The following is a 13,366-nucleotide window of genomic DNA, read 5'->3' as shown; positions in this document are numbered from 1 at the left end:
GCCGGCTTGCCGTCGCGCAGGGTCTCGGAGATGTTGCCCACCCGGCCGATCTCCACCCCGTTGTAGGTGACCTTCGAGCCCGGATCCATCACCAGCCCCGCCCGCGACGCCAGCATCGTCAGCTTGGTCTTCGGGGTGAAGTCGCCGCGGAACTGCCCGTAGACCAGGGCCAGCGCCACCAGCGCGATGACCAGCGCCGCGGCGCCCGCCAGCTTGTACGGCGGCTTGCGGGGCGGGTTGACCTTCACCGGCGACGTCATGGCGGCTACACCGTGAGCGCGAAGTTGGGGTTGACGCCGTAGAGCGCCAACGCGGCAGCCAGAACAACGACCTGAACCGATACCAGCGAGAAACGCATCGACCGGCCGACGGCCTCGCCGACACCGACGGGCCCGCCGCCGGCGTTGTAGCCGTAGAAGCAGTGGGTGATCATCACGACCGCCGTGATGATGATGGCTTCCAGAAAGGACCAGAACACGTCGTCGGGACGCAGGAACGTCCGGAAGTAGTGCTCATAGGTGCCGTTGGACTGCCCATAGAGCACCGTGGTGGTGATCTGCGGGGACAGGAACGACATGATCATGGCCAGCGCGTAGAGCGGAATGATGACCACCAGGCCGGCCATGATCCGGGTGGTCGCCAGGAACGAAATCGACTTGATGCCCATGACTTCCAGGGCGTCGATCTCTTCGCTGATGCGCATGGCGCCCAACTCCGCCGTGGCGCCCGCGCCGACGGTGGCGGCCATCGCGATGCCGGTGACGACCGGGGCGGCGATGCGCACGTTGATCAGCGCGGCGAAGAATCCGGTGAACGCCTCGACGCCGATGTTGCCCAGCGAGGCGAAGCCCTGGATGGCCACCAGGGAGCTACCCGACAGGGTGACGAAGCCGACGATCGCGACCGTGCCGCCGATGACGGCCATCGCGCCGGTGCCCATGCCGATCTGGGCGATCAGCCGCAACGTCTCCTTGCGGTAGTTGCGCAGCGCGTGCGGGACGTGCCCGAGGGCCTGCACCCCGAACCAGGCCATCTGGCCGATGTCGTCGAGCCCGCGGCCCGCGGCGCCGCCGTAGCGGTTGAGGTTTTCCACCGCCCGCGGGAAGCGGGAGCGTAATACGGCAGCGGTCGACATGTCAGTGGCCCGTTCCGAATCGCACGCCGATGGTCGTCAGCACCACGTTGACCGCATACAGCGCGACGACGCAGAGCACGACGGTCTCGTTGACGGCGGTGCCCAGGCCCTTGGACCCGCCGCGCACCGTCAGGCCGCGGTAGCAGCCGACCAGCCCGGCGATCAGACCGAACGTCGCGGCCTTGACGGTCGCGATGACCACCTCCGGCAGGCCGGTGATCGTGGTCAGGGTGGCCAGGTAGGCGCCACCGGAGACGTTCTGCAGATAGACGCCGAACAGGTAGCCGCCGACCAGGCCGACGGTGATCACCAGGCCGTTGAGCAAGGTGGCGACCAGGGTCGCGGCGATCACCCGCGGCACCACCAGCCGGTGGATGGGGTCGATGCCGAGCACCTCCATCGCGTCGATCTCCTCGCGGATGGTGCGCGCACCGAGGTCGGCGCAGATCGCCGTCGAACCGGCGCCGGCCACCACCAGCACCGTGGTGAGCGGGCCGAGCTGGGTGACGGCGCCGATCGCCGCGCCCGCCCCCGACAGGTCGGCGGCGCCGAACTGCGCCAGCAGCACGTTGAGCGTGAAGATCAGCAAGACGGTCAGCGGGATCGACACCATGATGGTCGGCAGGAACGCCACCCGCATGATGAACCAGCACTGCAGGACGAACTCGCGCCACTGGAACGGCCAGCGGAACAACGCCCTTCCGGTCAGCACGCACATCCGGAAAAACCCGCCGATGACCGTCAGCGGCGTCTGCAGCTGGTCGCGCAGGTACCCCACCAAATAGGGGCCCTGCCGACTAGCCGACGTTGAAGTCACCGCTGCCCCCTCCAGCTGGTACCGCGCGCCTCACGGCGCCACGGCGGATCGTGTCGCACGCCTCGCCCCCTCGCCGCTTCGCGGTCGAGGTGGTGCCCCCGCTCCGCCTCAATCCAACGTGTGTGACCATCGGCTCCCTACTGGCAAGTAGTAACGGAGACCACAGGAATGTACCCGATGGCCAAGCACGTGTGAACTGCATCTGCACAATTAACCCTTCGTCAACAACGGGCAAACGTTACAGTTTCCGTCAGCTTTCCTCTCAGGCATTTAAACCTCTTGCGGTGGAACGACTTTCGTCGATATTTGCAGACCCGTAGCGAATACGTAGCTCAGTCTTGAGCACCTTGCCGGCCGGGTTGCGCGGCAGCGCATCCACGATCTCGAGCGCCTTGGGATGCTTGTACCGCGCCAGCCGCTCGGTCAGGAATTCCTCCAGCTCGTCGAGCAACAGCGAGTCGCCGGCGACGGCCGCGACCGCGATCGGCACCTCACCCCACTTGTCGTGGGAACGCCCGATCACCGCGACTTCGACGATGCCCGGATGGCTGGCCAGCACGTTTTCCACCTCGGCACAGTAGATGTTCTCACCGCCCGAGATGATCATGTCCTTCTTGCGGTCCACCACCCAGACGTAGCCGTCGGAGTCCATCCGGACCAGGTCCCCGGAATGGAACCAGCCGCCCGCGAACGCCTCCGCGGTGGCCTCCGGGTTGTTCCAGTAGCCACTCATCAAAGTCGGTGCGCGGTAAACGATTTCGCCGACCTCGCCGATGGGTACGTCGTTCATGTTTTCGTCGACCACGCGGGCGGCCACGGTCGGAATAACCTTGCCGACCGATCCGCGTTTGCGGATCGCGTCCTCGCCCAGCAGCATGCAGGTGACCGGCGACATCTCGGTCTGGCCGAACGCGGCGAGGATCTGAGCTCCGGGGAACGTCGCCGACATCTCGCGCAGCAGCGCGTCGGGCGCCGGCGCGGCCCCCCACGAGATCACCCGCAATCTCAGGTCGCGCGGACGCGCCCGCTGCTCGGCGCAGACCGCCTGCCACTGTGCGGGCACCAGGAAGAGCCCGGTGACCTTCTCCTCGGCCAGCACGTCGAGCAATTGTCCCGGCTCGAACGCTCCGAGCGGGTAGATCACCGTCGGCGTGCCGAGCAGCATGCCGGTCAGCATGTTGCCGATGCCGGCGATGTGAAAGAACGGGACCCCGATGAACCCGACGTCGCTGTTGAGATCGGCGCCGTTGGTGTACAGCCCCGTCATGGTCTGGCCGGTCAGGTTGGTGTGGGTCAGCACGGCACCCTTCGGGCGGCCGGTGGTGCCCGACGTGTACATGATCAGCGCCGGCGAATCGTTGGGGATGTCGACGGGCTGGTGCGAGGGCCCGGGCTCGTTGATCAAGTCTTCGTAGCCCAGCACGCTGTCGTCGGTCGAGCCGCCGGCCACGACGATCGTGCCCAGCAGGGGCTCGACGTCGCGGACCCCGGTCGCCACCGGGGCGAGCACCGATTCGGTGATCATCACGCGCGCTTCGCAGTCCTGAACCAGGAACGCGATTTCGGCGGCGGTGAGCCGGAAGTTCAGCGGAACGGCGATGCCGCCGAGCATGTTGACCGCCAGCACCGACTCGACGAATTCGGTGCGGTTGAGCATCAGCACCATCACCCGATCGCCGAAGCCGACTCCCCGACGGCTCAGCGCATCGGCCAGCGCCGACACCCGGTCCCGCAACTCCCCCCACGTCACGGTCTTCCCGAGGAACCGCAACGCCGTCGCACCAGGCTGCATCAGGGCGTGCCGCTCGAGCTGGGTCACCCAGTTCTGTCGCCGGGCCAGATACGGCTGTTCGGTTCCCCGTGCCAGATGGCTCGCCAATTGCGCGGTCAACTCAGCCCTTTCCCTTCACTCGAGCACCGCTTGCGCCAGGTTGATATTTGATAAAACATGGTGTTGTGTGGGTCACATTATGGCCTTGAGGCCCTGCTGACAAGCCCCGACAAAAGTTTCAGACCAACCTCCCCGAAGCCCCCGAAAGCCCTGGCAGCCCCCGTGAACGCACCGATATCCACGCGACTGAGGAGCCGACGGCCGCTGCGCCGGGCGCAGTTGTCCGACGAGGTCGCGGGCCACCTGCGGGCGGCGATCATGTCCGGGACCCTGCGGCCGGGCACGTTCATCCGGCTGGACGAGACCGCGGCCGAGCTCGGCGTCAGCGTCACACCGGTGCGCGAGGCGCTGCTGAAGCTGCGCGGCGAGGGCATGGTGCAACTCGAACCGCACCGCGGCCACGTCGTGCTGCCGCTGACGCGCCAAGACATCGAGGACATCTTCTGGCTGCAGGCCACCATCGCCAGGGAGCTGGCGGCCGCCGCCACCGACCACATCACCGACGCCGACATCAACGAGCTCGAGCGCATCAACGAGGCGCTCGCCGCGGCCGTCGGGTCCAGTGACGCGGAGACCATCGCGGGCATCGAGTTCGCGTTCCACCGGGTCTTCAATCAGGCGAGCGGCCGCATCAAGCTGGCCTGGTTCCTGCTCAACGCCGCGCGCTACATGCCGGTGCTGGTGTACGCCGCCGATCAGCAGTGGGGCGCGGCCGCCGTCGAGAATCACCGGCAGCTGATCGCCGCGCTGCGCCGGCGGGATGCGGCGGCGGTGATCGAGCACACCGTCTGGCAGTTCACCGACGCGGCCGCGCGGCTGATCGAGACGCGGGACCGCACCGGTCCCTAACGGCGATCGCGAGCGCGGCCAAACCGGGCGAAGCGGGTCGCCGCCATCGGACCCAGCGGCGATCGCGAGCGCGGCGAAGCCGGGCGAAGCGGGTCGCCGCCATCGGACCCAGCGGCGATCGCGAGCGCGGCCAAGCCGGGCGAAGCGGGTCGCCGCCATCGGACCTAGCCGGTGGCCAGCTGTTCGGCGCGCTGTTTGAGCTTCTCGGCCAGGTGGTCCAGGACGTTGTTGAGGAGCTGCTTGACCATCGGCGCGGGCACCGGCATCGAGGTCTCGACGTCCAGATCCACGGTCAGCAGGCTCGACTCGCCCAGCTCCACCACGCTGAACAGCTGTTCCTGCTTGGTGAAGAGGTCGCCCTGCTGCAGCACGGTCTGGATCTGGTTTTCCCCCGGGTAATACACGGCCTGGATGAACATGCCTTGCATGCCTTGGTAGTCGGTGTCGAGCCGCAGCTGGCTGGGGCGCCCGTCGTCGTAGCGGGCGAGCACCCACAGGCCCTTGATCTCCTCGTTCCACTGCGGGTAGGCCTCGAAGTCGGCGACGATGCCCATGATCCTGGCGGCGTCGGCGCGGACCTCGACGGTCTTGCTCATAACTGGCATTGGCGAAGCATAGCCGGGGCCGCGGGTCCGCTCCGCCGCTGCGGCCCGGGCCGCGGGGCGCGCGAAAACGCCGCTGCGACGGGTGATCTCGGCCTACCGGTCCACGACCGCCGTGGACAGCAACGCGCGGACGGCGTCGGGGATCGGAACCGGCTTGCGGCTGGACCGGTCGACGTAGACGTGGACCCAGTGCCCCAGCGCGGTGATGGGCTGCGCCTGCTCGGCCTGCGCCGGCCGGAACACGCCGAGCCGGTACGTGACGCTGCTGCGGCCCAACCGGGTCACCGCCACGCCCACCACCAGAGCCTCGGGGAAATGCAGTTCCGAGAAGTACCGGCAGCCGGATTCGGCGACGATGCCCAGGGCGGGTGTGGTGAGCGGGTCCAGTCCGGTGCCGGTGTTGATCCAGGCGTTGATCGCGGTGTCGAACAACTGGTAGTACACCGCGTTGTTGAGGTGGCCGAACATGTCGTTGTCGGCCCACCGGGTGCCCACCGGCCACCGCACCGGGAAGTCGTCGCTGGTGAGCCCGTCCGGTGCCGGCGGCACCGCCGGAGCCGGCGAGACCGGGGGGTCCGAAGCCATGGTTGTATTCCAACATGGTTCGGATTCGCGGTGCCGTGCTGGACCGGACCGGACTGGCCCGCCCGTACGCCGAGTCCCGGCCGATCCGCGTCGTCGATCTCGACCTGGAGCCGCCGGGCAGCGGTGAGGTGATGATCCGCATCGAGGCGGCGGGCGTGTGTCACTCCGACCTGTCGGTGGTCGACGGTAACCGGGTGCGTCCCATGCCCATGCTGCTCGGGCACGAGGCGGCCGGAATCGTCGAGCAGCTCGGTGACGGCGTCACCGACCTCGCCGTCGGCCAGCGGGTGGTGCTGGTGTTCTTGCCGCGGTGTGGTCATTGCGCGGCGTGCGCGACCGAGGGCCTGACGCCCTGCGAGCCGGGGAGCGCGGCCAACGCCGACGGGACGCTGCTGGGCGGCGACATCCGGCTCAGCCAGGCCGGCCACCCGGTGCACCACCACCTCGGCGTTTCGGGTTTCGCGACGCACGCCGTCGTCAACCGCGCCAGTGTGGTTCCGGTGCCGCCCGACGTGCCGCCCGAGGTCGCGGCGCTGCTGGGCTGCGCGGTGCTGACCGGCGGTGGCGCCGTGCTCAACGTGGGCGATCCGCGGCCGGGTCAGACAGTCGCCGTCGTCGGCCTCGGCGGCGTCGGCATGGCTGCGGTGCTCACGGCGCTCACCTATGACGGCGTGCGCGTCGTTGCCGTCGACCAGTTACCCGACAAACTGGCCGCCGCCCGCGCCCAGGGCGCGCACGAGGCGTACACGCCGCAGCAGGCGGTGGACGCGGGGGTCAAGGCCGCCGTGGTCATCGAGGCCGTCGGCCATCCCGCCGCGCTCGAGACGGCCATCGACCTGACCGCGCCCGGCGGCCGCACCATCACTGTCGGCCTGCCGCCGCCGGCCGCGCGAATCACGTTGTCGCCGTTGGGTTTCGTGGCCGAGGGCCGCTCCCTGATCGGCAGTTACCTGGGCTCGGCGGTGCCCAGCCGCGACATCCCCCGCTTCGTCGCGCTCTGGCAGGCGGGCCGGCTGCCGGTGGAATCGCTGGTGTCGTCCTCGATCCGGCTGGATCAGATCAACGAGGCGATGGACAATCTGGCCGACGGCATCGCCGTCCGGCAGCTCATCAGGTTCGACTAGCCGCTATCTCGGGTGCAGGGGCGCGACGGGTTCCACCGCCACGTCCGGCAGCCGGTGGTCTTCGATGTAGTCCCAACGGATTTCGTAGCCGAGCCCGGGCGCCGACGGTATCGCGACGAATCCGTCCTGCGTGAGCGGGTCGCACGGCGCGCTGAGGTACGGCGGCGCGACGTCGTAGCGGGCCCCGGGCCCGAGCAGGCCGCGCTCGTAGTATTCGCAGACGTCCTCGCTGGTGGCGCCGAGCACCTGCAGGTTGCCGAAGCCGCTCATGTGGAGCTCGCAGCGCATGCCGACCGACTCGCACATCCCGGCCAGCTTCATCACGCCCGTGATGCCGCCGCGCAGGACGTCGATGCGGCTGATGTCGGAGGCCCCGCGCAGGATCCAGTCGGCGCGGGTGTAGATGCCGCCCTCGGCGATCTCGGGTGAGCAGATCGGGATGTCGAGTTCGTCGCCGAGTCGCCGGTAGGCCTCGACCCGGTACTCCGGCATCGGATGCTCGTACCAGTAGAAGCCCAACCGCTCCAGCTCACGGCCGACCCGCAGCGCGTCTTGGTGGGTGTGGTAGGTGCCCCAGGGGTCGAACATCAACACCATCTCGTCGCCGACGGCCGCCCGAACCTCGCGGCACACCCGGATGTCCCAGTCCACGTAGGACGGCCGCGGCAGCGCGAACTGACCTGTCGCCGGATTCCAGTAGTGGTAGGGGTGAATCTTGTAGGCGGCGTAGCCCTGCCGCTTGCACTCGACGGCGTGGGCGGCGTAATCGTCGGGGGATCCGAGGTTGTTGAAGCTGCTCGCATAGGCCTTGACCCGGTCCCGGGCGCCGCCCAGCAGTTTGTGCACGGGCAGCCCCGCGGCCCGGCCGGCCAGATCCCACAGCGCGAGATCGATGACGCTGCAGACGTTTTCGGGGAGCTTCGCCGCCCACAGTTGCCGCCAGATCTCCGCCCGGTCGAATGGGTCGTGCCCGGCCAGCAGCGGGCTCAGGAATTGCCGGATGATCGCCTGATCGCCGGGCAGCAGGCCGTCCTGGTCGCCGTGGAAGTGACCGCCGAAGTAATAGCCCTCGATCCCCTCGTCGGTGAGCACCTTGGTCACGGTCTGCACCACGGGGTGGTCGGTCATCAGCTGGCCGAATGAGATTCGATCCACGAACGACTCGAACGGCACGACCTCGAGGCCGGTGATCTTCATGGCAGCACATTCTGCCGAGGACCCGGGCGCTCAGAGTAGGGGCGAAGGTCCCGCGCCGACGATGCCGACCTCGGACCTCCTCATCGCACCTGCACGCATTGGCCGCCGTCGACGACCAGTTCCGAACCGGTGATGAACGACGCCCGCTCGGAGACCAGGAACGCGACGGCGTCGGCGATCTCGCTCGGCTGGCCGATGCGCCCGAAGGCCGACGACGCCGCGAGCCGCAGTTGGGTCGCGTCGTCGAGCATCGGTGTCGCGATCGGTCCGGGGAACACGGCGTTGACCCGGATGCCGAGGGGGGCCAGTTCCGCGGCCGCGTTCTGGGTCAGGCCGCGCAGGGCCCACTTCGCCGAACCGTAGGCGGCGTGGTGCGGGAAGGCGCGGATGGCTCCGGTGCTGCAGATGTTGACGACGGCGGCGTGCTGCGCCGCGCGCAGGTGGTTCAGCGCCGCGTGGATACCCAGGAAGGCCCCGAAACAGTTGACCCGCCAGGAATTTTCGAAGCCCTCGGCGGTCTCGTCGGCCAGCGAGGCCCGGTGCAGCACGCCGGCGCCGTTGACCAGCGTGGTCAGCGCGCCGAACCGTCCGATCGTGGTGTCGACGGCCGAGCGCCAACCCGCCTCCGAGGTGACGTCGAGTTCGAGCGCGATCACCTTGTCGTCGCCCAGTTCGCCGACCGCGGTGGCCAGTTCGTGCGCGCGCCGGTCGCAGGCGGCCACCGAGTAGCCCTCGGCGCGTAGGCGTTTGGCGATGGCCCAGCCCTGCCCGCCGGCCGCGCCGGTCACCAGTGCGACGCGTGGAGCATCGTTCATGGTTCGGTCGCCTCCCGCAGGTGCTCGGCGGCCCCGCGCCGCAGCGCGTGTGATTCGGCGGCCAGGGTGATCATGGAGAAGCCCAGCTTGGCCATGGCGCGCCCCGTCGGGCCGTCCCCGGCGTGAATGCCGGTCACCAGCCCGGCCTCGTTGGCCGCCCGGTGGATTCGCACGATGGCATCCAGGACGGCGGGATCTCTGGTTGCGCCGTCCACGCGCACGCCCAGCGAGAGGGCCAGGTCCGCGGGCCCGACGTAGAGCCCGGCGAGCCCGTCGACGGCGCAGATCCGGTCGAGGCCGGACAGCGCCGCGGCCGTCTCGATCATGGCGAACACGCTGACCCGGGACTCGAGCGCGGCGGTGTCGCGGCCGAGGTCGGCGCGCAGGGGGCCGAAGCTGCGGATGCCCGCGGGCGGGTAGCGGGTGGCGGCCACGGCCGCGGCGGCCTGGTCCGCCGACTCGATCATGGCGATGACGACGGCGTCGGCGCCGGCGTCGAGTACGCGCCCGATCGGGGCCGCGTCGGCGTTGGGCAGCCGCACCAGCGTGCCGATGGGCAGGTGCTCGGTCCGGCGCAGCATGCCGGCGATGTCGGCGTCGTCGAGGTAGCCGTGCTGGGCGTCGAAACCCACGTAATCGTAACCGGCGCGGGCGAATTCCTCGGGGCCGAGCAGCGTGGGCCCGGTGACCCAGCCACCCCAGACGGGGGTGGCCCGGTCCAGCGCCTTGTGCAGAGCGCTCCGCGAGTTCTCGGTCATCCGGCGATCGCGATCTTGACGCGCTCCGGGACGGGACGGCAGGCCAGCTCGAAGGCGGCCTGCACGTCGTCGATGCCGAACGTGTGCGTGAGGTAGGTGGCGAGCAGCCCGGGATGTTCGGTGGCGAACTTCCCCGCGAGCTCCAGCATCCGCCGCCGGTCCAGGGTGACGCCGGACTTCAGCGTCAGGTTGTTGCGCAGCATGCTGCGCATGCTGATCGGATAGGCGTCGTCGTCGGCGACGCCGAAATAGAAGATCGTGCCGCCGGGCGCGGTCGCGTCGATGGCGTGGCCCAGGGTGGCCACCTGGTGGCCGACGGCCTCGATCACGACATCGGCGCGGTCGGCGGCGGCAAGCCGGCTGACCCAGCGGTCGCTGGTGGCGCGTACCGGGTCGTCGACACCGAATGCCGTTGCCAGACTTGACCGGTCGACGGGGTCGACCCCGGTGACGCGCCGCGCGCCGGCCGCCTTGGCGACGTAGGAGAACAGCAGTCCGATGGAGCCCTGGCCGATGATCGCCACGTGTTGGCCGGCGAGGTCCGGCAGTTGCTCGAGGGCGTACAGGACGCACGCCAGTGGTTGCAGGCCGACCGCTTGCGCCGGGGTGAGCGCCGGGTCGTAGGGCGCCAGACCGTCGCCGTCAGTGACCACGCGTTCCATCATGCCGTCGAACCCGGAGGCCCAGCCCACCACGCGGTCGCCGGGACGGTGGTCGGCGTGCCGGCTGGCGATCACCTCGCCGGTGACTTCATGGATGGGGAAGCCGTCCTTCTCGGCCGCGCTGGTGCCGTCGTCGCCCGGCAGCCGGCCGCGCGCGCCGTGGAAGGCCGGCAGGTCGCTGCCGCAGACACCGGCCGCGGTGAACCGCAACAATACCTGGCCGTCGGCGAGGCACTCGGGTGTCTTCTCGGGAATCGATGTCCGCTCGAACACATAGGGGGCGACGATCCGGTAGGACCACACGTCAGACCTCCACCGGGATGGTGTTCCATCCCCACTGGAAACTCGAGGGCAGCCGTTGGGCGGCCTCGGCCTGTATCGCGTAGTCGGGCACCCGGCGCAGCCATTCCTGTAGCAGCACAGCGACTTCCAGCCTGGCCAGGTGGTAGCCGATGCAGAAGTGCTGGCCGCGGCCGAAGGCCAGGGAGCGCCGGATGGGCCTGTCCCAGATGAATTCGTCGGGCTGGGGGTACTCGCGTTCGTCGCGGTTGGCCGAGGCGAGCAGGGTGATGATTCGCTGGCCGGGCCGGATGGTCTGGTCGTGGATGGTGAACGGCTTGCGCGCGGTTCGGGCGAACCACTGCGCCGGCGCGCAGTACCGGATCATCTCCTCGCGCGCGATCGGCACGTTGTTCTCGGGGTCGGCGCGCACCGCGGCCATCTGGTCGGGCCGCCGGCCGAGCTCCCATAGCCCGTGGGCGACGATCTTGGGCACGGTCTCGGTGCCGCCGATGAAGATGCACAGCATCTGGGTGGCGACCTCGACGTCGTCGAGCGGGCTGCCGTCGGGCAGGCGGTAGCCGAGCAGGCCGTCCACGACGGCCAGCGGATCCCCGGAGCGGTCCCGGCGGCGGCGGACGGCCGGCAGCAGGTACTCGAAATAGTTGGGCCGCGCTTCGGCGGTGTCCACCCCGACGCCGGGCTCGGCGAGGCTGCCGGCGTTGACCGCCGCGAGGACTTGCGGCGCGAGATCGGTTGGGATGCCGAGCAGTTCGCATACGACCGACGCCACGACGATGCCGCCGTAGTCCTGGGTCAGGTCGAACGAACCGCGGGGAAGCAGCTCGTCGAGGCGCTCGTTGGCCAGCGCGCGGATTCGGGCCTCCCACCCGGCGACGGCCCGGGGGCGCAGCGGCCCGGAGTGCGCCCGCCGGATCTCCGCGTACAGATCCGTGTCGAACACGGCGTGGAACGGCAGCGGGTGCAGCGGCGGGTCGGCCACCGGGCCGGTGTTGTGCGTGGCCAAGACCGACGCCGCCGGCAGGGTCCCTTCCGACGCGACGAACGTCCCGTCGTTGACCTCCAGCACCTGCCAGACGTCCTCGAAGCGGGACAGGGCGAAGGTGTCCCACTGCGGCATGTAGTACACGGGGTGGTGATCGCGAAGGATGCGGTAGTACGGCAGCGGATTGGCCATCACCCGCGCGTCGAAGGGGTCGTAGGAGAAGTTCACGGCCTCTTGCTGCCCCGTCACTGCAGCGGCGACGGCGGTAGGGCCTGCAGGATCGAGTCTTCCCAGCCGTCGCGCAGGGCGGGCGCCACACTCATCCAGGTGACGATCTCGGCGGGTGGGCTTTCCTTCCACGACGGGTAGTGGTCGGCGAAGCATTGCCAGCCGCCGTCCAGCGCCCAGTAGTGGATGACCTCGTTGTAGCGAAACGTCGTCGTGAAGGACCCCAGCCAGCGCTTGCCGGTGCGTTCCGACCAGGGGACGTAGAGCCGCTCCAGTTCGCGGATGTAGTCGTCCTGACGCCCCGGCTTGGTCTGCATGATCTCCTGAATCACCAGCGGCGCAGTGAAATTGGCCTCCCGCAGCTGGGCGAGGGTCTTGTTGCTGGGCCCCGGGTACATGATGCGGCCCTCCCCGGCGGCGCCGATGTCGGCCAGAAAGGCCGACCACTTGCCGAACGCGGCCTCGTGACTGCCGCCGCGGGCCTGGGCCGCCCCGATGCGCGCATAGTCGGCGAACCCGTCGATCTCCCAGATGATCGTCACCTGCGGCCAGTGACCGTTGTAGGGCGTGCTCTCCCAGATCGCGAACAGCCGGGCACCGAGCTCGTCCATCATCGGCCGGTAGGTGTCGGTGAAGACCTCGGTGAAGCAGTCGCTTCGCCCGGAGCCGAGCGAGATCGTCTCGTGCAGATAGAGCAGTGTGTGCCGGTGATACTTCTTCATCAGTCGAGCCGGACCAGCCCTGAATCACCGCGTCCGCAGGTCGCCAGGTCGCAGAGCAGCGTCTCGGTGGAATCGACCGCGGGACAATCGATCCCGGCCGCGGCCAGCGCATGGCCCTTGAACCTTCGGGCGGCCGCGCTGAGCGCATACTGCGCCCTGGCCACCCCCCGGTCCACCCGTAGGGGCCACCCGGAGGGCGCCCGGCCCCACAAGGCGACTTCGGTCAGCCGGTCGTCGAGCGACGCGAGCACCGTGTCGCGCACGCGCACATCCGCGGTGAACGCCTCGGCGCTCACCGCCAGGCTCTGGCTCGCCCGGCGGGGACCTGTCGCGGCGAATTGCTCCTCGAAGTCCACCGTGTGCGCACCGAGGATCCGCAGGGACCGGGAGTCGCTGCCGCTCGGCAGCAGCACCGTCACCTGCCAGCCGGCCATCGCCCGATCGTAGAGCCAACCTCCGGCCGATCGGACCACGTCGGCGGCGCTGACCGCGATGACGTCGAGCCGGTATCGCAGGCACTCCCGGTCAGCACGGCTCGCCCGGGCGTCGACCCGGCTGCCTTCCCTGATGTCGAACGTTGACGTGACCATTCAATCCGTTCCTCACCGCCGCACCGAATCCGTGCTTCGGCGTTTATCGCAACGCTTGTCCTGGGCTGGGGCCGCTCACGCGACACACCGGACAGCGTGACAC

At 69.3% G+C, this 13,366-nt stretch carries 15 protein-coding genes and 1 pseudogene; 2 read left to right on the top strand and 14 right to left on the bottom strand.

Features of this window, described 5'->3' with window-relative positions:
* The 4 genes from AWC03_RS05580 to fadD5 all read right to left on the bottom strand — a co-directional run.
* Positions 1 to 260, bottom strand: a 260-nt coding sequence (locus AWC03_RS05580) for an MlaD family protein (RefSeq protein WP_142278326.1), incomplete at its 3' end; no start/stop codon positions are given.
* A gap of 5 nt (positions 261 to 265) precedes the next feature.
* Entirely contained in the window at positions 266 to 1,135 is an 870-nt protein-coding gene (locus AWC03_RS05575) for an MlaE family ABC transporter permease (RefSeq protein ID WP_085239496.1), read from the bottom strand.
* A gap of 1 nt (position 1,136) precedes the next feature.
* Positions 1,137 to 1,952, bottom strand: a complete 816-nt coding sequence (locus AWC03_RS05570; RefSeq protein WP_085239495.1) for an MlaE family ABC transporter permease — start codon at positions 1,950 to 1,952, stop codon at positions 1,137 to 1,139.
* A 262-nt stretch (positions 1,953 to 2,214) separates the two neighbouring features.
* The gene (fadD5, locus tag AWC03_RS05565) at positions 2,215 to 3,843 is read right to left on the bottom strand and encodes a fatty-acid--CoA ligase FadD5 (protein WP_085239494.1); all 1,629 of its coding nucleotides are present in this window, start codon (positions 3,841 to 3,843) and stop codon (positions 2,215 to 2,217) included.
* 162 nt (positions 3,844 to 4,005) lie between these two features.
* Here fadD5 and AWC03_RS05560 point away from each other — a divergent pair, with 162 nt between their 5' ends.
* The gene (locus AWC03_RS05560; RefSeq protein ID WP_085239493.1) at positions 4,006 to 4,692 is read left to right on the top strand and encodes a GntR family transcriptional regulator; all 687 of its coding nucleotides are present in this window, start codon (positions 4,006 to 4,008) and stop codon (positions 4,690 to 4,692) included.
* Here AWC03_RS05560 and AWC03_RS28195 read toward each other — a convergent pair.
* The 3 genes and pseudogenes from AWC03_RS28195 to AWC03_RS05545 all read right to left on the bottom strand — a co-directional run.
* Positions 4,621 to 4,861: pseudogene (locus AWC03_RS28195) on the bottom strand (gamma-glutamyl-gamma-aminobutyrate hydrolase family protein); the annotation flags it as partial. The gene AWC03_RS05560 and the pseudogene AWC03_RS28195 overlap by 72 nt on opposite strands.
* Positions 4,857 to 5,297 carry an SRPBCC family protein gene (locus tag AWC03_RS05550; protein WP_085239492.1) on the bottom strand — a complete coding sequence of 147 codons (441 nt, stop codon included), beginning with the start codon at positions 5,295 to 5,297 and terminating at the stop codon, positions 4,857 to 4,859. The pseudogene AWC03_RS28195 and the gene AWC03_RS05550, both read right to left, overlap by 5 nt.
* A 93-nt stretch (positions 5,298 to 5,390) precedes the next feature.
* A complete protein-coding gene (locus AWC03_RS05545; RefSeq protein ID WP_085239491.1) occupies positions 5,391 to 5,882 on the bottom strand; it encodes an acyl-CoA thioesterase in 492 nt (163 codons plus the stop codon).
* Between the two features lie 14 nt (positions 5,883 to 5,896).
* Here AWC03_RS05545 and AWC03_RS05540 point away from each other — a divergent pair, with 14 nt between their 5' ends.
* Complete coding sequence (locus AWC03_RS05540) at positions 5,897 to 7,006, top strand: alcohol dehydrogenase catalytic domain-containing protein (protein ID WP_085239537.1); 1,110 nt, start codon at positions 5,897 to 5,899, stop codon at positions 7,004 to 7,006.
* Between the two features lie 3 nt (positions 7,007 to 7,009).
* On the opposite strand, the gene AWC03_RS05535 is transcribed toward AWC03_RS05540, so the two are convergent.
* The 7 genes from AWC03_RS05535 to AWC03_RS05505 form a co-directional block, all read right to left on the bottom strand.
* Complete coding sequence (locus AWC03_RS05535; RefSeq protein WP_085239490.1) at positions 7,010 to 8,203, bottom strand: enolase C-terminal domain-like protein; 1,194 nt, start codon at positions 8,201 to 8,203, stop codon at positions 7,010 to 7,012.
* A gap of 80 nt (positions 8,204 to 8,283) precedes the next feature.
* The gene (locus AWC03_RS05530; RefSeq protein ID WP_085239489.1) at positions 8,284 to 9,018 is read right to left on the bottom strand and encodes an SDR family NAD(P)-dependent oxidoreductase; all 735 of its coding nucleotides are present in this window, start codon (positions 9,016 to 9,018) and stop codon (positions 8,284 to 8,286) included.
* Complete coding sequence (locus AWC03_RS05525; protein WP_085239488.1) at positions 9,015 to 9,776, bottom strand: HpcH/HpaI aldolase family protein; 762 nt, start codon at positions 9,774 to 9,776, stop codon at positions 9,015 to 9,017. Before AWC03_RS05525 ends, AWC03_RS05530 begins: the two co-directional genes overlap by 4 nt.
* The gene (locus AWC03_RS05520) at positions 9,773 to 10,741 is read right to left on the bottom strand and encodes a zinc-binding dehydrogenase (protein ID WP_085239487.1); all 969 of its coding nucleotides are present in this window, start codon (positions 10,739 to 10,741) and stop codon (positions 9,773 to 9,775) included. The genes AWC03_RS05525 and AWC03_RS05520 overlap by 4 nt, the downstream gene beginning before the upstream one ends.
* A 1-nt stretch (position 10,742) precedes the next feature.
* Positions 10,743 to 11,951, bottom strand: coding sequence for a cytochrome P450 (locus AWC03_RS05515; RefSeq protein WP_085239536.1), 1,209 nt, complete (start codon positions 11,949 to 11,951; stop codon positions 10,743 to 10,745).
* A gap of 17 nt (positions 11,952 to 11,968) precedes the next feature.
* Positions 11,969 to 12,673, bottom strand: a complete 705-nt coding sequence (locus AWC03_RS05510) for an NIPSNAP family protein (RefSeq protein WP_085239486.1) — start codon at positions 12,671 to 12,673, stop codon at positions 11,969 to 11,971.
* Positions 12,673 to 13,263, bottom strand: a complete 591-nt coding sequence (locus AWC03_RS05505; RefSeq protein WP_085239485.1) for a hypothetical protein — start codon at positions 13,261 to 13,263, stop codon at positions 12,673 to 12,675. The genes AWC03_RS05510 and AWC03_RS05505 overlap by 1 nt, the downstream gene beginning before the upstream one ends.
* Positions 13,264 to 13,366 lie beyond the last annotated feature (103 nt).

The organism is Mycobacterium europaeum, from assembly GCF_002102155.1.
GTDB classification, from domain to species: Bacteria; Actinomycetota; Actinomycetes; order Mycobacteriales; family Mycobacteriaceae; genus Mycobacterium; species Mycobacterium europaeum.
This window is presented reverse-complemented; position numbering and strand designations above follow the sequence as displayed.